The 20,238-nt window shown below is 71.8% G+C and carries 18 protein-coding genes; 10 read left to right on the plus strand and 8 right to left on the minus strand.

Annotation, left to right across the window (positions count from 1 at the left end; all coding sequences use genetic code 11):
* Positions 1–8: 8 nt before the first annotated feature.
* Genes BKD26_RS00315 through BKD26_RS00325 form a run of 3 tightly spaced genes read right to left on the minus strand, consistent with a single transcriptional unit; the run spans position 9 to position 2,350 of the window.
* Positions 9–1,226 carry a betaine/proline/choline family ABC transporter ATP-binding protein gene (locus tag BKD26_RS00315; protein WP_084894478.1) on the minus strand — a complete coding sequence of 406 codons (1,218 nt, stop codon included), beginning with the start codon at positions 1,224–1,226 and terminating at the stop codon, positions 9–11.
* Positions 1,219–1,866 carry an ABC transporter permease gene (locus BKD26_RS00320; protein WP_084894480.1) on the minus strand — a complete coding sequence of 216 codons (648 nt, stop codon included), beginning with the start codon at positions 1,864–1,866 and terminating at the stop codon, positions 1,219–1,221. Before BKD26_RS00320 ends, BKD26_RS00315 begins: the two co-directional genes overlap by 8 nt.
* 13 nt (positions 1,867–1,879) lie before the next feature.
* Entirely contained in the window at positions 1,880–2,350 is a 471-nt protein-coding gene (locus BKD26_RS00325; RefSeq protein ID WP_084895282.1) for an Lrp/AsnC family transcriptional regulator, read from the minus strand.
* 121 nt (positions 2,351–2,471) lie between these two features.
* Here BKD26_RS00325 and hppD point away from each other — a divergent pair, with 121 nt between their 5' ends.
* A complete protein-coding gene (hppD, locus tag BKD26_RS00330) occupies positions 2,472–3,617 on the plus strand; it encodes a 4-hydroxyphenylpyruvate dioxygenase (protein WP_084894483.1) in 1,146 nt (381 codons plus the stop codon).
* Positions 3,618–4,087: 470 nt separating this feature from the next.
* On the opposite strand, the gene BKD26_RS00335 is transcribed toward hppD, so the two are convergent.
* Both BKD26_RS00335 and BKD26_RS00340 read right to left on the minus strand, forming a co-directional pair.
* Positions 4,088–8,485 carry a fibronectin type III domain-containing protein gene (locus BKD26_RS00335; RefSeq protein WP_084894485.1) on the minus strand — a complete coding sequence of 1,466 codons (4,398 nt, stop codon included), beginning with the start codon at positions 8,483–8,485 and terminating at the stop codon, positions 4,088–4,090.
* Positions 8,486–8,691: 206 nt separating this feature from the next.
* Positions 8,692–10,041, minus strand: a complete 1,350-nt coding sequence (locus tag BKD26_RS00340; protein WP_084894487.1) for a jacalin-like lectin — start codon at positions 10,039–10,041, stop codon at positions 8,692–8,694.
* Between the two features lie 224 nt (positions 10,042–10,265).
* On the opposite strand from BKD26_RS00340, the gene BKD26_RS00345 reads away from it, so the two are divergent.
* From BKD26_RS00345 to nthA, 5 genes are read left to right on the plus strand one after another with little or no spacing between them, the layout of a single operon-like run.
* Positions 10,266–11,945: a PHP domain-containing protein gene (locus BKD26_RS00345; protein WP_084894489.1), complete on the plus strand. Its 1,680-nt coding sequence runs from the start codon at positions 10,266–10,268 to the stop codon at positions 11,943–11,945.
* Entirely contained in the window at positions 11,942–12,442 is a 501-nt protein-coding gene (locus BKD26_RS00350; RefSeq protein ID WP_084895284.1) for a hypothetical protein, read from the plus strand. The genes BKD26_RS00345 and BKD26_RS00350 overlap by 4 nt, the downstream gene beginning before the upstream one ends.
* Before the next feature lie 47 nt (positions 12,443–12,489).
* Positions 12,490–12,774, plus strand: coding sequence for an SH3-like domain-containing protein (locus tag BKD26_RS41910; RefSeq protein WP_084894491.1), 285 nt, complete (start codon positions 12,490–12,492; stop codon positions 12,772–12,774).
* Positions 12,767–13,039 (plus strand): SH3-like domain-containing protein, encoded by a 273-nt coding sequence (locus tag BKD26_RS41915; RefSeq protein ID WP_084894493.1) that lies wholly within the window; start codon positions 12,767–12,769, stop codon positions 13,037–13,039. The genes BKD26_RS41910 and BKD26_RS41915 overlap by 8 nt, the downstream gene beginning before the upstream one ends.
* On the plus strand, positions 13,036–13,620 hold the full coding sequence (nthA, locus tag BKD26_RS00365; protein WP_241518448.1) for a nitrile hydratase subunit alpha: 585 nt from the start codon (positions 13,036–13,038) through the stop codon (positions 13,618–13,620). Before BKD26_RS41915 ends, nthA begins: the two co-directional genes overlap by 4 nt.
* Before the next feature lie 4 nt (positions 13,621–13,624).
* On the opposite strand, the gene BKD26_RS00370 is transcribed toward nthA, so the two are convergent.
* A complete protein-coding gene (locus tag BKD26_RS00370; RefSeq protein ID WP_084894495.1) occupies positions 13,625–15,262 on the minus strand; it encodes a tetratricopeptide repeat protein in 1,638 nt (545 codons plus the stop codon).
* Between the two features lie 109 nt (positions 15,263–15,371).
* Between BKD26_RS00370 and BKD26_RS00375 the strand changes: the two genes are divergently transcribed.
* Entirely contained in the window at positions 15,372–16,739 is a 1,368-nt protein-coding gene (locus BKD26_RS00375) for an FAD-linked oxidase C-terminal domain-containing protein (RefSeq protein WP_084894497.1), read from the plus strand.
* Positions 16,740–16,819: 80 nt separating this feature from the next.
* Positions 16,820–17,203: a VOC family protein gene (locus BKD26_RS00380; RefSeq protein ID WP_084894499.1), complete on the plus strand. Its 384-nt coding sequence runs from the start codon at positions 16,820–16,822 to the stop codon at positions 17,201–17,203.
* A gap of 14 nt (positions 17,204–17,217) precedes the next feature.
* Here BKD26_RS00380 and BKD26_RS00385 read toward each other — a convergent pair whose 3' ends face one another.
* Positions 17,218–17,628 carry an SsgA family sporulation/cell division regulator gene (locus BKD26_RS00385; RefSeq protein WP_073750637.1) on the minus strand — a complete coding sequence of 137 codons (411 nt, stop codon included), beginning with the start codon at positions 17,626–17,628 and terminating at the stop codon, positions 17,218–17,220.
* 227 nt (positions 17,629–17,855) lie between these two features.
* On the opposite strand from BKD26_RS00385, the gene BKD26_RS00390 reads away from it, so the two are divergent.
* Both BKD26_RS00390 and BKD26_RS00395 read left to right on the plus strand, forming a co-directional pair.
* Entirely contained in the window at positions 17,856–19,178 is a 1,323-nt protein-coding gene (locus BKD26_RS00390) for an RDD family protein (RefSeq protein ID WP_084894501.1), read from the plus strand.
* A 55-nt stretch (positions 19,179–19,233) separates the two neighbouring features.
* Entirely contained in the window at positions 19,234–19,956 is a 723-nt protein-coding gene (locus tag BKD26_RS00395; RefSeq protein ID WP_084894503.1) for an RDD family protein, read from the plus strand.
* Here the strand turns inward: BKD26_RS00395 and BKD26_RS00400 are convergent.
* Positions 19,942–20,187, minus strand: coding sequence for a hypothetical protein (locus BKD26_RS00400; RefSeq protein WP_084894505.1), 246 nt, complete (start codon positions 20,185–20,187; stop codon positions 19,942–19,944). The two genes, BKD26_RS00395 and BKD26_RS00400, sit on opposite strands and share 15 nt — an antisense overlap.
* Between the last annotated feature and the right edge of the window lie 51 nt (positions 20,188–20,238).

Genomic DNA, 20,238 nt, shown 5'->3' on the forward strand with positions numbered 1-20,238 from the left:
CTCGTACGTCACTGGCCGCCCTCCAACTCCACCTCGGTCCGGTGGTGGCGCATCTCCTCCAGGTCGTGCTGGTGCTCGATCGCGGCCAGCCGGTCCGCCTCCAGCATCTCGTGCACCGAGTTCATCAGCGTCTCCATGTCCACGACCCCGATGTACTCCCCGCGCCGCCCCGTCACCGCCACCCGCCCCGCCGAGTCGATCAGCACCGCCTCCAGCGCGTCGTGCAGCGTCGCGTCCCGCGTCACCGTGTCGTGCACCAGCTGCCCGGCCCGCGCCAGCGAGCCCTTCGCCCGCATCAGGTCGCCGCGCCGCAGCCACTTGTAGGGCCGCCCGCGCCGGTCCAGCATCAGCAGCTCGTTGTGCAGCCCGCTGCGCAGCCGGTTGAAGATCGTCTGCAACGGATCGTCCACCGACACCGTCGGGAAGTCGGCGATCTCCACCTCCCGTACGCGTGTGAGATTGAGCCGCTTCAAAGCGGCCCCCGCGCCCACGAAACCCGACACGAAGTCGTCCGCCGGATTCGTCAGGATCGCCTCCGGCGTGTCGAACTGCGCGATGTGCGAACGCTCCCGCAGCACCGCGATCCGGTCGCCCAGCTTGATCGCCTCGTCGAAGTCATGCGTCACGAACACGATCGTCTTGTGCAACTCGTGCTGCAGCCGGATCAGTTCATCCTGCAAATGGTCACGCGTAATGGGATCGACGGCCCCGAACGGCTCGTCCATCAGCAGCACCGGCGGATCCGCCGCCAGCGCCCGCGCCACCCCCACCCGCTGCTGCTGCCCGCCCGACAGCTGGCGCGGATAGCGCCCGTGGAACTCCCTCGGATCGAGCCCCACCAGATCCAGCATCTCCTCGACCCGGTCGCGCACCTTCGCCTTCGACCAGCCCACCATCTTCGGTACGAGGGCGATGTTCTCCGCGACCGTCATATGGGGGAAGAGCCCCGACGACTGGATCGCGTACCCGACCTTCCGGCGCAGCTTCACCGGATCGATCCGGGTGACGTCCTCGTCATTGATCCGGATCCGCCCCGACGACGGCTCGATCAGCCGGTTGATCATCTTCAGGGTGGTCGACTTGCCGCACCCCGACGGTCCCACGAAGATCACCGTTTCCCCGGCCTTGATCTCCATCGACACGTCGTCCACGGCCGGGCTCGGATTGCCCGGGTAGCGCTTGGAGAGGTTCTCCAGCTCAATGGCGGCGCCCGACGCCTCAGCCACGGATCCCCCTCGGAATCGTCAGCCGCCCCAGCAGTACGTACGCGGCGTCGAAGAGCAGCGCGAGGACCACGATCCCCAGCGTCCCCGCCAGCACCTGGTTGATCGCGTTGGCGCTGCCCAGCGAGGCGATCCCCCGGAAGATCTCGTTGCCCAGCCCCGGCCCCGAGGCGTACGCGGCGACGGCGGCGATGCCCATGAGCATCTGCGTGGACACCCGGATCCCGGTGAGGATCGGCGGCCATGCCAGCGGCAGCTCCACCCGCACCAGCCGGGCGGTCCTGGACATCCCGATGCCCTTCGCGGCGTCCACCAGTGCCGGGTCGACCCCGCGCAGGCCCACGATCGCGTTCCGCACGATCGGCAGCAGCCCGTACAGCACCAGCGCGATCACCGTCGGTGGCACACCCAGCCCCACCACCGGGATCAGCAGACCGATCAGCGCCAGCGACGGAATGGTCAGCACCGTCGCCGTCGACGTGATCGCCAGATTCCCCGCCCACCCGCTGCGATACGTGCCCAGTGCGATCAGCACCCCCACCGCGGTGGCGATCACCATGCACTGGAAAACGGCGCTGACGTGCTGCAACGCGTCCGTGAACAGCTGCTGGTGCCGGGTGACCAGGTACTCCCAGAAGCCCACGCGCGCTCCTCCCCTACTCCTCCTCCGCTGCCTGCTCCACCAGCGGGATGATCCGCAGAGGCACGGGGTTCTCCATGACGATCGCCGTGGAGGCCCGCACGATGCCATCAAAACCGACAACCCGGTCGATCACCCGCTGAAGATCCGCGTTCGACCGGGCCACCAGTCGGCACAGCATGTCCCCGTGGCCGGTCGTCGTGTGCAGCTCCAGCACCTCCGGCACCTCCGCCAAGTGCTCGCGCACATCGGCGCCTTGCCCCTGTTTGATCTCCAGCGTCGCGAACGCCGTGACCGGATATCCCAGCGCCGCCGGATCCACATCGGGCCCGAACCCCCGGATGACTCCGTTCGACTGAAGCCGGTCCAGCCGGGCCTGCACCGTGCCGCGCGCCACCCCCAGCCGGCGCGACGCCTCCAGCACGCCTATGCGCGGCTCACGCGCCAGCAGCGCGATGAGCCTGCCGTCCAGATGATCGATCGCCATGACGGCCTCCGGGTGGTCATCCTGTACAGAACGCCCGCCCATGGTGCCCACTCATTGCACAGATTGACCAGTGGAATCACAAACTATTGCGCACCTTGCCAATCGGAGAGAGCCTGCCGCCATGACTGAGACCATCGATCACACCCCCGACACCGCCCGGCAGGCCGACCCCTTCCCGGTGAAGGGCATGGACGCGGTCGTCTTCGCCGTCGGCAACGCCAAGCAGGCCGCGCACTACTACTCCACGGCCTTCGGCATGAAGCTGGTCGCCTACTCCGGACCGGAGAACGGCAACCGCGAGACCGCCAGTTACGTCCTCGCCAACGGCGCCGCGCGGTTCGTGCTCACCTCCGTCATCAAGCCGTCCACCGACTGGGGCCGCTTCCTCGCCGAGCACGTCGCCGAGCACGGCGACGGCGTCATCGACCTCGCCATCGAGGTGCCGGACGCCCGCAAGGCGTACGCGTACGCCGTCGAGCAGGGCGCCACCGGCCTCACCGAGCCGTACGAGCTCAAGGACGAGCACGGCACGGTCGTCCTCGCCGCCATCGCCACGTACGGCAAGACCCGCCACACCCTCGTCGACCGCTCCGGCTACGACGGCCCGTACCTCCCCGGGTACGTCGCCGCCAAGCCGATCGTCGAGCCGCCCGCGAAGCGCACCTTCCAGGCCATCGACCACTGCGTGGGCAACGTCGAGCTCGGCAGGATGAACGAGTGGGTGGCCTTCTACAACAAGGTCATGGGCTTCACCAACATGAAGGAGTTCGTCGGCGACGACATCGCCACCGAGTACTCCGCGCTCATGTCCAAGGTCGTCGCGGACGGCACCAAGAAGGTGAAGTTCCCGATCAACGAGCCGGCGATCGCGAAGAAGAAGTCGCAGATCGACGAGTACCTGGAGTTCTACAACGGCCCCGGGGTCCAGCACATCGCGCTCGCCACGAACGACATCGTCGCCACCGTACGCACCATGCGGGCGGGCGGCGTCCAGTTCCTCGACGTCCCCGACTCGTACTACGACACGCTCGGCGAGTGGGTCGGCGACACGCGCGTCCCGATCGACGAGCTCCGCGAGCTGAAGATCCTCGCCGACCGCGACGAGGACGGCTACCTGCTCCAGATCTTCACCAAGCCGGTCCAGGACCGGCCGACGGTCTTCTTCGAGCTGATCGAGCGCCACGGCTCCATGGGCTTCGGCAAGGGCAACTTCAAGGCGCTCTTCGAAGCGATCGAGCGCGAGCAGGCCAAGCGCGGCAACCTGTAACGGGGGCGGCCTCCCGGTCCTCCGGGTGAGGCCCCCGGTCCCCCGGGTGGCGCTCCCGGTCCCCCGGGTGGCGCTCCCGGTCCCCCGGGCGGCGCTCCCGGTCCCCCGGGTGGGGCACGGCCCCAGCGGCCGGGGCCGCCGGGCACGGTGCCCGTGCTGGGGCAGCGCATGCGGCTCGGGGGTGGGGGCGTGGCCCCTCCCGGCTCGACTCTCCCCCAGAGGGGGACCCCCACGCGGTCGGCGGGGCGCCCTTCCTCGATCGGGTGCCCACCATCGCCGCCAACCGCTGCGGGGACGACCCTGCACGGCCCCGCCCGGCCGTCCGGCGGCTGCGGACGGGCGCGTACGGGGAGCGAGAACGTGGCGCCCGGCCGCCCGGCGCGGGCGCCCGGGCACCGGGGTGCCACCTCACGCGCCCGGCCCGGTCGACGCGCACGGTCGGCGGGCACGGCCCCGCACCGGGGGATCCGTCAGCCGCCGGTGTAGCGGATGCTCGGTGCCGGTGGCGTCCGCATTCCGGCGCCCAGGAAGAAGCCGGGGTGCGGCGGCTGGTTGTAGGACACGTTCTGCCACGCCACCGCCGTGCGGTACTGCGGGTCGTGCATCAGCGTGCGGAGCTTGTGCTGCGTGGGCGCGGTCGTGGTGTGGACACGCAGTGCCGTGCTGTCCTGCGTCCGCCAGATGATCTCCTCCCGCCAGTCCCCGAAGAGATCGGCCTGGAGGACCGGCGTGCCCTTGGTGTGGTTGTTCGACAGCGTGCCGCCCGCGCGGAAGATCTCCACGGACTTGCGCTCCTCCGCGTCCCACTTGCTGATGGTGCCCACGCCCGCGCCGGCCTGCTCGTCGAAGTCGTGGTCCACGATCTCCCGGAGGAGGTCGCCGTCCCACCAGGCCATGAAGTTCGCCGCCGGAATCCGTCGGCTGATCAGGGTGGAATCTGAGGCCCTCAGTTCCCCGCGCCTGGAGTTCCACACCCCGTCCTCGGTGACGGCCCACGCCTCGGCGCCGGGATGGGAGGGGTCGATGTCACCGGTGGCGGCCCGGCCGGTGTCCTGGTCCGCCGGCATCGACCAGAGGACCGCTCCGGTGCGCGCGTCGCGCATCGTGGCGCCCCGGTTGCCACTGGCGGCCATGTTCTCGTGCGCGGCGAAGACCTCCAGACCGCCGCGCCCGGGGTCGAGGTCGCCGACGTGCAGGGCGTCACCGTGCCCGAGCCCGGTGCTGTAGAGCCCGGTGCCGTCGTCGTCGATGGTCGCCGAGCCGAAGACGATCTCGTCCTTCTGGTCGCCGTCGACGTCCGCGACGGACATCTGGTGGTTGCCCTGGCCCGCGTAGGCGCCGTTGCCCGCCTCCTGGGAGTCGAACGTCCAGCGGTGGTGCAACGCGGTGCCGTCGAAGTCGAAGGCCGTGATCACCGCGCGCGTGTAGTACCCGCGACTGAAGACGACGCTGGGCTTCTCGCCGTCCAGGTAGGCGACCGAGGCGAGGAAACGATCCACCCGGTTGCCGTAGCCGTCGCCCCAGGAGGCGACGTCGCCGCGCGGCGGCTCGTACCGCACCGTGTCCACCGCCTTGCCGGTCAGCCCCTCGAACACCGTGAGGAACTCGTCGCCCCGGAGGACGTAGCCGCTGGAGTCGCGGTGGTCCAGGCCGCCGTCACCGATCACCTTCCCGGTACCGTCCGTGGTGCCGTCGGCGGTCTTCATGACGACCTCGGCCCTGCCGTTACCGTCCAGGTCGTAGACCATCGGCATGGTGTAGTGCGCACCGGCCCGGATGTTCGGCCCCAGCCCGATCCGCCACAGCCGGGTGCCGTCCAGCCGGTAGGCGTCGAGGTACACCAGGCCGGTGTAGCCGCTCTTGGAGTTGTCCTTGGCGTTGGTGGGCTGCCACAGCTGGAAGATCTCGTACACGCCGTCGCCGTCGGCGTCGCCCACACTCGCGTCGCCCGCGGTGTACGCGTACGGCACGCCGTCCTTCGTATGGTCGTCGGCCGGCTTGTCCAGAGGTACGTCGAGGTACTGACGTGCCCACACGCCGAACGCGGCCGTCGATCGCGGCTGCTGCCCGCCGCCGTGGGCGACGATCCGGTAGACCGAGTCCGCGGTGCCCCCGGCATCGGTGTAGTTGGTGCTCGTGGTGACCGGCTTCGGGTTGATCCGCTTTCCGTCGCGGTACACGTCGAACGAGATGTCCTCGGGATCGAGCCCGAGCATGCGCCAGCCGAGGTACACGCCCTCGCCGGTGGACACGGCCACGGGCGAGCGGTCCAGACGCTCCATGGCGCGTACGAGCGTGGTCGCGGCGGGCGTGGTGAGCGGCGCGGACCGCGCGGAGACGCCTCCGGTGTTCACCGAGGCCACGGTGTAGTGGTACTCGACGGTGGTCAGGACGCCGGTGTCGGTGAACCGCTCCCGCTCGGCCCGGCCCACGGGCGCGTACGGCCCTTCCCTCTTCGCGGAACGGTAGACCTGGTAGTACAGGGCGTCCTTGACCGGCTTCCAGTGGAAGGTCAGCTCCCTCTTCTCCACCTTGCCCAGGAGCCGCAGACCGGTGGGTACCGCCGCCGTGGCGACGTCCGGGTCCACGGCGGCGACCTGGAGGGGCTGGGAGCGTACGGACTCCTGGCCGAGGCTGTCCACAGCGGTCACGTAGTAGAGGTGTGAGAGCCCCACCGAGGCACCGGTGTCGATGAAGGACGTCCCGTCCACCTGGGCCAGGCGCTCCACCGCCGTGCCGTCCTTCTCCTTGCGGTGGACCCGGTACGCCGTCGCGCCCTCGGCCGCCTCCCAGGACAGGCCGGCTCTCACCCCGTCCGCGGTGACGTCGAGGCTGTTCAGCGCGAGGCCGGTGGGGGCGACGAGGACGGGGGTGACGTCCAGCCCGTTGAGGTGGGCGGTCTGCCCGCTGAGCACCACGTTCATCTGCCCGTCGGTGACGTCCACTCCGTTGTACGTACGCTCCGTCAGCGACTTGTTCGCGGAGACCTGCCCGTAGTTCCTGCCCTCGATGGTGACGTCGGTCCTGGCCGAGCCCAGGGTGTCCCCGACGTAGGCCTTCACCGCGTACCGGCCGTTGGGCACGTCCAGTGTGAACTCGTACCGCCCGCCGAAGTGGGCCACGAAGTCCCGCCCGAGGTCGCCCGTGCCCGGGCCGCGGTCCCGGTCGATCATGCCGGTGGCGTCGGTGATCCCGTAACCGCGTTCGGCTGTGTACGCGGTGGCACGGGTGACCTCCGTGTACCCGGCGGCGAGCGGCGCCCCGGCCGGCTGGAAGTCGAACCGGTACCGAGGTGTACGGGTGGTGACGGACACCGCCTCCGAAGGGGCGGATTCGCCGCGGCCGTTGACCGCCACGACGCGGAAGGCGTAGGCGCGGCCTTCGGCGAGGCCCGCCACCTCGGCCTGCGGGAGGACCGACGTGGTGGTGAGCCGGTAGGCCGTGTCGGCCTCGGCGGCCGCCTTGCGGAACACCTGGTAGATGTCCGCGTCCGCGACGGCGTTCCACTTCAGCGTCGCTCCGGAACCGGAGACGTTGCCGGCGGCCAGGCCGGTGGGCCGGGCCGGGACGTGGTCGGGGAGTTGGGTCTCCTTGACGTGTGTGGACAGGGGGAGGCCGAGTGCGGCCGTGCCCTGCGCCACGAGCCGGGCCATCTGGATGGCTCCGTACTCCTGGAAGTGGGTGTCGTCGACGGTTCCGTTGGGCCGGTTCGGATACACCCCGGCCGGCACGTGCAGGAACACGGACGTGGCGGCCTCCGGGCCGATGGAGTCGAGGTAGCCGCGGCTGAGCGCGGACAGGTCCACCAGGGCGGCCTTCTCCTCGGCGGCGAGCTGCTTCATGGCGTCCACGTACGCCGGGAAGGAGACGTGGAACTTACCCGTCGCCGGGTCGAAGGAGCGTCGCGACACCGGAGTGACCAGGATCGGTGTCGCCCCGCGCTGTCGCGCGCCGTGGACGTACGTCCGCAGGTACTCCTTGTACTCGGCCGGTGTGGCGTAGCGGTCGTCGACGCCCTGGGAGGCGTCGTTGTGCCCGAACTGCACCATGAGGTGGTCCTGGGGCCGCAGCGTCCGCAGCACGGCGTCCAGACGGCCCTGGGTGAGGAAGTTCTTGGAACTGCGCCCGCCGATGGCGTGGTTGGCGAAGGCCACCTTGTCCGTGAAGAAGCGGCCGATCATCTGGCCCCAGCCGGCCTGCGGCACCCAGTACGGGTCGTAGGTCTGCACGGTGGAGTCGCCGGCGAGGTGCACCGTGGGGACGGTGCCCGGTGTGCGGTCGGCCTGCCGGGTGATGGCCAAGGAGTTGATCTTGGCCGCCGTGCCGGAGAAGTCGAGCTTCAGCCGGCCGTCCACGAGGGCGATGTCGAAGGACGTCTCCAGGTACTGGCCGGCCGGCTTGGTGGTGGGCGGCGTCTTGACCATCGACTCGGCGGTGAGGGCGATGTCGGTGGGGCCGGCCGCGTCCCCCGCGATCAAGGAGACGGTGTAGTCGCCGTACGGCAGATCGACCAGGAAGGAGCCGCGTTCGACGGTGACGAAGTCGGAGCGCAGGGGGTCGGCGGTCGCCCGGTCGGTCGACGTGACCGCCGCCGTGTCCACGAATCCGTACCCCCTCTCCTCGGTGTAGGCGGTCTTCTCCGACACTCCGGTCCAGCCGGCCGCCACCGCGCTGGTCGCGGTGCCGAAGTCGAAGGCGCTGCGCGGGCTTTCGCCGGCCACCGAGGCGACCGAGGCCGCCGATGCCGCCGAAGCCGGGGGCGCCCCCAGTGCGGCGAGCAGCGGCAGCAGGAGCGCTGCGGCGACCGTGGCCGCCCCTCGTCGGCGGCCGCAGTTCCATCTGTCGATCGGGCCGTCTTTTCCGGCCATGGGCGCCTCCCGTGTAGTGAGCAGCTCTGGCTGAAACGTTTCAATAACGCAGCGCAGCCCTCCCCGGTGGGCAAGAGGACGTCATGGCGCCCGGGGGAGGAGTGGTAAGCGCTTTCCAGCCAGGGTGAAGGTTCCCAACGTTGTTCCCCGGGGGTCAACCCCCGTGCATGGGGCACCTCATGGCACGTGCAGCGGGTGAGGAGACCTCAGCCGATCGGCGCGTACAGCACACCCAGCTTGTCGACCTCCGCTCCCGAGCGGCCCGTGAAGCCGACGATCTGCCAGCCGGCGGGCGCCCTGAAGGTCACGGCGTCCGAGGTGGCCGAACCGGCCCGCAGCGTACGGGCCTTGTCCGTGGCGAAGGCGGCCGAGAAGAGGCGGGTGCGGCCGTCCTTCTGGCCGCGCGTGAGGGTTACGGACGTGAGGTGCTCCCCCGGGGACAGGGTCAGGGACGTGGCGGTGCCGCCCGTACCGCCGTGCGTGAGCGACCTGCCGTCGTCGTGCGTCAGCGCGACCGCGTCGAGGCGGGAGCCGCCGCGCAGCGTCAGCGTGCGGGGTGAGACCGACGAGGGGAGGTCGTCCGCGTCGTTGAACGCCGTGCCGTGCGGGCCGCCGAAGAAGTCGCTCGCCCGGAGTGTCGAGGGCAGCGTCCAGGAGAAGTCGACCGTGTGCGGGAAGTGGTCGGAGAGGTGGTCGCCGTCGGCGTCCAGGAAGGACGCCCACTCGTTGTTGTAGCGGGTGGCGGAGAGGTTCACCAGCTTGCCGCCCCGGTAGAGGATCTTGTCCACCACCTCGCAGTCGTTCGTCGGTGCCGTCCCCGGGCAGACGAGCGCGTCACTGCCCTGCGCCGGGGCGCTGCCGCCACGGACGAGCTGGACCCACGCGTCGGTCAGACCGTTCTCGTTCGCCAGCGTGCGGATGTTGTCACCGGTGCGGGTGTAGCGGGTGTTGGTGTCGCCCATGACGATCACGGCGTTGCCCGCCGAGTTCGCCCGGATGAAGTCGGAGAGCTGCTCGATGTTGGCGCGGCGGGCGGCCAGCGCGGCGTCCGTCACGTCCGCGTTCGCGTGGACGTTGTAGAGGTCGACGAAGACCCCTTCGGCCAGCCGGACCCGGGCGAGCGTGAACCCCTTGGGGGTGAGGCAGTCGGTGCCCGCGCAGTCGTTCCAGTCCACCCGCTGGAAGTCCTCGAAGGCGTGGTCCGAGAGGGTGTTGAGGCCGTCGCCGATACCGGCGCCGCCGCTCGTCGCCGTGCGGTACGGGTGGTCGTCACCCGCGTACAGGGCGGCGTGGTAGTTGAAGTCCTCCTGGACGTTGACGATGTCGTACGCCGCGAGGCGGGGGGAGATCAGCGGCGTGTTGGTCGCGGGGTTCCCGGAGCTCAGCCCCTCCGGAAGGCCGGCGACGTTGTACGTGAGGACGTTGAAGGTGCCCGCCCTGTCGGGGGTGGCCGCGGGCACGGCGGCCACCGGCGCGGCAGCGGCCGTGGGGGTCGTGGTGGCGAGCCCGGCAAGGGCCAGGGTTCCCGCCACAAGGGTGCCGATGAGTCTTCTCATGATGGGGGTGTCTCCAGATGCGAAGCGGGGGAAGACCAACGGCGCTCAGAGTGGTACCAACAACCGCGAAGAACAAGGCAGGTTGGGAAGAAGGCGGGTGCTGTTGGTGAGTCGCCTCGGGCAGGCCGCCCGGTGATCATTCCAAAGAAGTTCAATGTTCACCTTCCGTGTCGAGTCTCTCTGTCGCGCGACCGCACCGGCGGCGCCGGACACAGGAGGCCGACATGGGGCACGGGCACCACCACCACCACGACCACGAGAGTGCTGCCCTCCCGGCCGCCTTCGACGCCTCCGTACCTGACGAGGCCCTGACCCCCGACCAGCACTCGCGCCGCTCCATGCTGCGGCGCGCGGGGCTACTGGGCGCCGGTCTGGCGGCGGCCGGCGTGCTCACGCAGCCGGCCACGACGCCCGCGTACGCCGCGTCGGGCCGCCGCGGGAACGGCTTCCTGTGGCTGGCCGGCGACCACCACATCCACACCCAGTACAGCAATGACGGCAAGTACCGCGTCGTCGACCAGGTCCGCCAGGGCGCGCGCCACGGACTCGACTGGATGGTCATCACCGACCACGGCAACGCCACCCACGCCAAGATCGGCGTCGAGAAGGTCAACCCCGACATCAGGCAGGCCCGCGCCGCCTACGACGACACCCTCGTCTTCCAGGGCCTGGAGTGGAACATCCCGGCCGCCGAGCACGGCACCGTCTTCGTGCACCCCGGCAAGAACGAGGTCGCCGTCCTCCAGGAGTTCGAGACCTCGTACGACGGCAGTGTGAGAAAGGCCGGCGACTCCACGCCCGCCAACGAGGCGCTCGCCATCGCGGGCCTGAACTTCCTCGCCGAACAGGTCCAGCGGCGCCGCGTCAAGGACATCCTGATGCTCGCCAACCACCCGGCGCGCAAGGGCATCGACTCACCGCACGAGATCCGCGGCTGGCGCGACGCGACCACCGCGACGGGCCGGCGGATCGCCGTCGGTATGGAGGGCGCCCCGGGTCACCAGGCCGCCGGCATCGAGCAGCCGGCCGGCATGGGCCGCGCCCGTGGCCTCTACGACGGCAGCCCCGGCGCCAACTCCTTCCCCGGCTACCCCCTGGAGAGCTACCGCACCTGGGGCGGCTTCGACTGGATGACCGCCACCGTCGGCGGCCTGTGGGACAGCCTCCTCGCCGAGGGAAAGCCCTGGTGGGTCACCGCCAACTCCGACTCCCACAACGTCTACACGGACACGGCGAAGCGCGGCGGCCCCGACAGTGACTTCGCCACCAACGGCAGGCACACCGACCCCGTCTACGGCGGCGGCATCGACCTGAGCGAGGGAGACTACTGGCCCGGCCAGTACAGCCGCACCCACGTCGGTGCCGACGGCTTCTCGTACGCCGCCGTCATGGACGGCATCCGCGCCGGACGCGTGTGGGTGGACCACGGGCAGCTCGTCAGCGGCCTCGACGTCCGCCTCGTGGGCGGCGGTCGCTGGGCCACGCTCGGCGGCGCGCTGCACGTCAAGAAGGGTACGAAGGTGACGCTGACGGTCGACGTCGCACTCGCCGGTGGACCCAACTGGGCCGGTTTCGTGCCCCGGCTCGCCCGCGTCGACGTCATCCAGGGCGACGTCACGGGCCCCGTCTCCGACCAGGACACCTTCACCGCGCCGTCCGCCATGGTCGTACGGTCGTACGACGTGCACGGGGCCACCGGCACGGTCCGCCTCACGTACGCCCTCGGCGCGGTCGACCGCCCGCTGTACGTCCGCCTGCGCGGCACCGACGGCAACCGCTCGGCGACCGGCCTGATGGGCGCCGCCGTCGACCCCGCGGGCCCGGCCATCGACGTCGTCGGCGACGCGGACCCGTGGAACGACCTGTGGTTCTACTCCAACCCCGTGTGGGTGCTGCCCTCATGAGCCCGTACGTCATCGGGGTGGACGCCGGTGTCCGAGGCCTGCGCGAGGCCGACCACCTGCTCCACGCGCTGGCGGCCGAGTTCGCCCTGCCGGAAGGTTCCTTCGGCTGCACGCACCTGGTACGGGGGGAGCGTCCGCGGGTCGTCCTGTCCTTCACCGTGGCGTCCGAGGACACCGCCCGGCGGCTGACGGCCATGGGGTACGAGGTGACGGCCGGCCCGCCCGACTCGACGGGCCGTGCCGTCATCTACCCGGGCGTCGGGACGCTCACCGGCACGGTGACCGTCGCGGAGGTCCTGGCCGGCTCGGCGATCGACCGGGTCACCGTGCTGGGCGCGCCCGGCGGGCCGCCGCCGGACCGGCGGATCATGACCAGGGACCACGTACGGCCGCAATGGCGTGAGGGCGAACTCGTCCTGACCGCCATGCCCGCCGCGGGCGGCCTCCTGGTCCCGTTCGAGGTACCCGATCCGACGCCCTGCTGCGCGGACCACTGAACCGCCCGGCCACCGCCCGGCGCCTGGGTGCCGTTAGGGTGCCGGGCATGGCCAGGATGAATGACGTGGGCGGCGTACAGGGCTTCGGGCCCGTCGACACCGCCGACGACGCCGAGCCCTTCCACGCCGACTGGGAGGCCCGCGTGTTCGCCCTGAACCGGGCGCTCCTCGGTGCCGGCGTCTACAACCTCGACGAGTTCCGGGACGCCGTCGAGACCGCGTTGCCGCCCGCCGAGTACCTGGCGGCCTCGTACTACGAGCGCTGGTTCCACGCCATCCGCACCCTCCTCGAACGCAAGGGCGTGATCGTGGCGGGCGAACTCGATGGGTGACCGGTTCCGGGCCGGGGACGTCGTACGCACCGTCCACCACGACCCGCCGCACCACACCCGGCTGCCGCGCTACGCCCGTGGCAAGACCGGCACGGTCGTCGAGCCGGAGGGCCGCGCCCCACTCGCGGACGCCCGCGCGCAGGGCATCGCGGACGCCCCGGTGGAGCAGGTGTACGCGGTACGGTTCGCCGCCCGTGACCTGTGGGGCGAGGGTGACCACCACGTCGTGCTCGACCTGTTCGAGAGCTATCTGGAGGAAGCGTGACCGAGCACTCCGACGCCCTGATCTCCCGCCGCGTACGCCGCCTGGAGACGCTCCTCGAAGAGCGCGGCATCGTCGCGGGCGCCGCGGTCGAGGAGGTCATCGACGCCTACCTGGCCGACTCCAGCCCGGCGAACGGCGCCCGTGTCGTGGCCCGAGCCTGGACGGACCCGGCGTACCGCGCACGCCTCCTCGCCGACGGTACGGCGGCCGTCGCCGAACTCGGCTACGCCGCCGGGGGCGTACAGAAGCAGCGCCTCCGCGTCGTCGAGAACACCGACCACGTCCACAACGTCGTCGTCTGCACGCTCTGCTCCTGCTACCCGCTGCGCCTCCTCGGCCCGTCCCCGGGCTGGTACCGCAGCGAGGCGTACCGCTCGCGGGTGGTACGCGAACCCCGCGCCGTACTGGCCGAGTTCGGGCTGCAGCTCCCCGAGCCCACCGCCGTCACGGTGTGGGACTCGACGTCCGAGACCCGCTACATGGTCCTGCCGCGCCGCCCGGAGGGTACGGAGCACCTGGACGAGGACGCCCTGGCGGGCCTGGTCACGCGCAACGCGCTCATCGGCACGGCGGCGCTCTGAGCGCTCACCGCCGAGAGCCCGCCGAAGCGGAAGCAGGAGCCGAAGCGGACGCCGACGCCGAAGCGGAAGCCGACGCCGAACCCGACGCCGAACCCGACGCCGAACCCGACGCGCCCGCCGAAGGCGAGGCACTCGGCGCCGCCGCGCCCCCCGGCCGCCGCGGCTTGCGCGACTGCTCCTGACGCTCCGGGTCCCGCGGCGGCGGCGACCAGGCGCGCGAGGCACCCGAGCGCGGCGTCTCCCCGCCATAGCCGGAGCCGTACACGTTCTTCGGCCCGCCCTCCGGCGGCTCGCCCAGCGCCGCCAGCGCCCGCCGCGCGGCCGGCGCCAGCAGGGGCGAGAAGTCCGGGTTGAGCCGCAGCGCCTCGGCGATGTGGCGCCGCGCCGGACCCCACTGCCCCAGCTCCCGCTCGATCTGGCCCCGGTGGTACGCGAACAGCGCGCTGCGCAGGCCCTGTTCCGTCGCCCGCCTGGCGTACTTCACCCCCTCCTCCGCCTTCCCCGTCCGGTACAGCGCCCAGCCCAGCGCGTCGGCGACGTGCACGGACCGGTGCCCCTTCGCCCACTCGGCGCGCAGCCGCCGCACGGCGGAGTGCGGGGCGCCGTGGTCCGTCTCGTACCGGGCCAGCACGAGCGCCCCGTTCACCCCGTGCGTCCCGGCTTCCGTGGCGCGCGCCCGCAGCATCTCGTACTGCGTGTGGGCGTCCCCGTCCAGGCCCAGCGACTCGTACAACTCGCCCGCCTCCAGGGCGTACTCCGGCAGCGGCAGCGCCTCCAGCGCGGCCCCGTAGTCCCGCAGCGCCTCGTCGGTCCGCCCCAGCGCAGCCAGCGCCCGCGCCCGCCCGGCCAGCGACGGGGCGTGGCCGGGCACGAGCCGCAGCGCCGGCCCGTAGGAGGCGAGGGCCTCGGCCGGCTCGCCGCGCTCCCACGCCAGGTCGCCAAGCCGCGCCAGGCACGCCGCCTTCTCCGCCGGGGTGGCGGCCAGCGCCACCGCGTCGGCCGCGAGGGCGGAGGCGTCCTCGCGCCAGCCCTTGTCCCGGTACACCAGCGCGGCGCGCGACAGCGCGGGCGCCCCGGCCCGCAGCGCCCGCAGCCGCTCCATGGCCCGCCCGGCGGACACGTGGTCGCCGAGCCCGCTGTACGCGTCGATCAGCACGGAGTACGCCTGCCAGCGCCTCGGCGTGTGGTTCCGCACCGCCTCGCCCCACTTCCGCGCCGCCGCGAAGTCACCGCGCGCGTTGGCCAGGGCGCCCATGCCGAGCTGGGCGTCGACGTTCCCCTTTCCGGCGGGCAGGACGGCCAGGGACCGCTTCAGCGCCTTCTCGGCGCGTACGTACGAGGCGGTGTCGCCGTTGCGGACGCCGCGCTCCACGTACGCCGTGCCCAGCACCGCCCACGACGCGTCGTCGCGCGGATGGGCCCGCAGCCACGTCTCCCGGTCGCCGATCAGCGCGGCCAGCTCGGGCAGCGACGCCTGCGCGCCGGCGTGCGCCGCCGACACGGCCCGCGCGACGGCGCCGGGCGCGGGCGCCGGCGCACCGCCGCCACCCAGGCTGCCCGGTACGAACAGGGCGGCCGCGCCGGCCAGCACCGCGCCCGCCCCCACACCCAGGACGATCTGTGGGACCCGTTCCGTCTTCATGCGGCCACTGTGCGACAAACGGTGCGTCAATACGACGAGCCACCCGGCGTACCCCAAGTCGATCCCCCGCCGGGTTCACACCGATGGCCCCGAGTGCCAGGCTGGGATCATGGACGACCTACAGACCCGCCTCCGGGCCGGCCTCCCGGCGGACGCGATCCTCACCGACCCCGACGTCACCGCCTCCTACGCCCACGACATGGCGAGCTTCTGCGACGCCGGCACCCCCGCCGTGGTCGTCCTGCCGAGCACCGTCGACCAGGTCCAGCACATCATGCGCACGGCGACCGAACTGCGCGTGCCGGTCGTCCCGCAGGGCGCCCGCACGGGCCTGTCGGGCGCGGCGAACGCGTCCGAAGGCTGCATCGTGCTCTCGCTCACCAGGATGGACCGGATCCTGGAGATCAGCCCGGTCGACCGGATCGCGGTCGTCGAGCCGGGCGTGATCAACGCCGTACTCTCCCGCGCCGTGGCCGAACACGGCCTGTACTACCCGCCGGACCCTTCCAGCTGGGAGATGTGCACCATCGGCGGCAACATCGGCACCGCCTCCGGCGGCCTGTGCTGCGTCAAGTACGGGGTGACGGCGGAGTACGTCCTCGGCCTGGACGTCGTCCTCGCCGACGGCCGTCTGCTGTCCACCGGCCGCCGCACCGCCAAGGGGGTCGCCGGGTACGACCTGACGCGGCTGTTCGTCGGCTCCGAGGGCACCCTCGGCATCGTCGTACGGGCCGTCCTGGCGCTGCGCCCGCGGCCGCCGCAACAGCTGGTGCTGGCGGCCGAGTTCCCGTCGGCCGCCGCGGCCTGCGACGCCGTGTGCGCCATCATGGAACGCGGCCACACACCGTCGCTCCTCGAACTGATGGACCGTACGACCGTGCAGGCGGTCAACAAGCTCGGCCGGATGGGACTGCCCGAGTCCACCGAGGCCCTGCTGCTCGCCGCGTTCGACACCCCGGACCCCGCCGCCGACCTGGCCGCCGTCGGGGACCTGTGCACGGCCGCGGGCGCGACGCAGGTGGTCCCGGCGGAGGACGCGGCCGAGTCGGAGATGCTGCTGAAGGCGCGCCGGATGTCACTGACCGCCCTGGAGGCGGTCAAGTCGGCGACGATGATCGACGACGTGTGCGTACCGCGCTCGCGGCTCGCCGCGATGCTCGACGGCACGGCCGCCATCGCCGCCACGTACGACCTGACCATCGGTGTCTGCGTGCACGCGGGCGACGGCAACACCCACCCCGTCGTCTGCTTCGACCACACCGACCCCGACGAGTCGCGGCGCGCCCGCGCGTCGTTCGACGAGATCATGGCGCTCGGCCTGGAACTGGGCGGCACCATCACGGGCGAACACGGCGTCGGCGTCCTGAAGAAGGAGTGGCTGGCCCGCGAGCTGGGACCGGTCGGGGTGGAGCTGCAGCGCGGCATCAAGCGGACCTTCGACCCGCTGGGCATCCTCAACCCCGGCAAGCTGTTCTGAGGCTCCCGCCCTAGGCCCCATGTCCGATGGCCCCCGGCGGTGGCCCCGCATAGCGTGAGGGGACCGATGAAGGAGGAGCCGTGCCCGCACGTCTTGACCACACCATCGTCCGCAGCCGCGACCGGTTCGCCGCGGCCCGTTTCCTCACGGAACTGATCGACGCGCCCGAGCCGAAGCCCTTCGGCCCGTTCGCGTCCGTCCCGCTGGAGGGCGGCGTCACCCTCGACTACCTCGACGACGACGCGCCCCGGATCGTCCCGCAGCACCTCGCCTTCCTCGTCCCGGAGGACGAGTTCGACGAGATCTTCGGCCGGATCCAGGAGCGCGAACTGCCGTACTGGGCGGACCCGTACCACCGCGAGCCGCAGCGGATCAACCACCACTACGGTGGCCGTGGCGTGTACATCGACGACCCCGACGGCCACTCGATCGAATTCATCACCCACACCTACGTGTCCGACTGACCCGGTCCGCCCGCTCACGCCAGCAGCTCGGCCAGCCCGTCGTCCAGGCCGAGCTGCTCCGCCTCCGACCCGGGCGGCACCACCCGCAGCGCCCGCTCCAGCCACGCGGACACCTGCGCCGCCGGAACCTCCAGCAGCGCCTCACCCTCCGGCGAGGACAGCGCCATCAGCACGACGGCGTGCCCGTCGAGCGTGGTCGGCCAGATCCGCACATCGCCGTGCCCGCACGGTCGGAAGACCCCCTCGACCAGCAGCTCGCGGGCGAAGGTCCAGTGCACGGGCCGGTCGGACCCCACATGAAAGGTGATGTGCACCGCGTACGGATCATCCGTCCGGTACGCCAGCCGAGCCGGCACGGGCACGCTGCGCTCGGGCGACAGCACCAGGTTGAGCTCCAGTTCGCGTTCGACGACGGTGTGCTGCATGGGACGGTTCCCTTCTCTCCGGTACGGGCCCGTGCGCGGGCCGCACGGAGGAGAGGCGCTTTCCCGCCCGCCATTACGCGACTTTCGACGAGAGGTTTCCCTTACTTTCCGTAGCACGGATGTGACCGGATCGTGGTCGTTGTGGACGGACCGGTTCGGGGGTGGTCGGCGGTCTGGTAGATGTGGTGCCTTGAATTGAGGCCTCGAGGAGATACGGGACCACGGTGATGAGCGCCCCAACCCCGGCAACCGGCGACGGCAGCCCCACGCCTGGCTACTACCCCGATCCGTCCATCCCGGGATATATCCGGTTCTGGAACGGCGCCGCCTGGGTGCCGGGGACCAGCCGGCCCGCGCCCAAGGACGGTGAGGCGATGCCGACGCCGCCGGCACCGGTTCCGGCGCCCGCGCCGGCACCTTCGGTGGAGGAGACCGGGCCGGTCTTCTTCGACGAGGAGGAGGCGGCCGCTCAGGCACAGTCGGAGCCGGAGCCCGCGTCCGTGTGGCAGGCGGACGCCGCTCGCCAGACCGGGTTCGGCGGCGACCGTGACCGCCGCGTCTCGTGGGGCGCCGAGGCCGGCCAGGACCCGCGCCAGGATCCGCGCCAGGATCCGCGCCGACCGGCCGCCGCCGGCCCCGCCGCCGCGGACCCGACGGGCGGTGCGCTGCCCGGCGTACGGGATGTGGGGGCGGAGCCCGCGAAGGCGGCGGCCCCGGAAGGCACGGTCACCATCCGGGCGGTCACGCCGCGGCCGAAGCCGGCGCCCGAGCGGCCCGCCGACGGCACGATGACCATCCGGGCCCTCACGCCGGACGCCCCGCGCACCCCGCAGGTCCCGGCCCAGCCCCAGCAGGCCGCCCCGGCCCCGCAGGCCGCGCCCGCACCCACGCCCGCCCCCGTCACGCACGGCCCCGGCGGCGGCGCCGCGTCCTGGGCGCAGCAGGTGCACCAGTTGGCCCAACCGGAACAGCAGCCGCACCAGCAGCCGCAGCAGCCCGTCCTGCCCTGGAAGCCCCCGGTCAACGATCCGTTCCTGGCGGCCGCGCAGGCCCAGGCCGCCGCCCGCCCGGCGGCCCTCGGCAAGCGGTTCGTGGCCCGGCTGATCGACACCCTGGTCCTCGGGGCGGCCGTCGGCGCCGTCGCCGTACCGTTCGTCTCCAAGGCGCTCGACCACATCGACGGCAAGATCCAGCAGGCCAAGCAGTCCGGCGAGACGGTCACGGTCTGGCTCCTGGACGGCACCACCTCGACGTACTTCGGTACCGCGCTCGCCGCCCTGCTGGTGCTGGGGGTGCTGTACGAGGCGCTGCCGACCGCCAAGTGGGGCCGTACGCTCGGCAAGCGGCTGATGGGCCTGGAGGTGCGGGACATCGAGTCGCACGAGCCTCCGCCGTTCGGCGCGGCGCTGCGCCGCTGGCTGGTGTACGGGGTGCTGGGCATCCTGGTCGTCGGCGTGGTCAACGTCCTGTGGGCGCTGATCGACCGCCCGTGGCGCCAGTGCTGGCACGACAAGGTGGCCCACACCTTCGTGGCCGGACGGAGCGGGTAGCCCGAACGGCCGGTGATCCGTTGCGGGGCCCCGCCGGGCGGGATGCACTGCCCCCATGAGCAACGAGCCTCCCGAGGACGACCCGTTCCGCAAGAAGCCGCAGGACGACGGCTCCCAGCCGCCACCCGCGCCGCCGCCTCCCCCCTCGGGCGGCGGCGGTCCGTACGGGGGACAGGGGCCCTACGGCGGAGGCGGGCCGTATGACGGCGGGCCCGGAGGCGGTCCCTATGGAGACGGGCCGTACGGGGGCGGGCCCGGAGGCGGGCCGTACGGCGGCGGGCCCTATGGCGCCGATCCGCTCGCCGGGATGCCGCCGCTCGCCGATTCGGGCAGGCGCGTCCTGGCCCGGCTGATCGACTGGGTCATCATCGTCGTACCGCTCGCCCTCATCGGCATCCCGTTCGACATCTACGGCAAGGTGTCGGACGAGGCGGACGTCGCGGACGTGTGGCAGACCAACGACGGCGGGCAGTGGGTCTTCCAGCTCATCTCCATCGTGGCGTACGTCGCCTACGACACCCTCATGACGACCAAGAAGAACGGGCAGACGGTCGGCAAGCGGCTGCTGGGCATGCGGGTGGCGATGCTCAACGACGGCAGTGTGCCGGGCACCAACGCCGCGCTGACCCGGGCGATCGTGCTGTGGCTGCCCGCGCTGATCTGCTGCGCCTGTCTGTGGCCGCTGCTCCTGCTGATCCTCATCCTCGTCGACAAGCCGTACAAGCAGGGCCTGCACGACAAGGCGGCCAAGACCGTCGTCGTGTCAACGACGCAGTGAGTGCTCCCGTGGCTTCGCCGGGGCGGCCGGATGGGCGTTCCCGTACGCCGTACGCCGCCCCGCCGGCTGCGGCAGGGTCATCGCGACCAGCAGGCCGAGCGCGAGCGCGGCCACCCCGATCAGGGCGACACCCAGTCCGGTGGTGGTGCGGGACAGCAGCAGCATGGCGACGGTCGCGAAGACGACGGTGGCCGAACCGTAGGCGAGCTGTGCGGCGGTCGGACGCGGCATGGCGGGTTCCGTCCTCGAAGCTGGAGCACCGGATGGGGATCACGCAACTCG

The organism is Streptomyces sp. CB03238 (assembly GCF_002099185.1).
Lineage (GTDB): Bacteria > Actinomycetota > Actinomycetes > Streptomycetales > Streptomycetaceae > Streptomyces.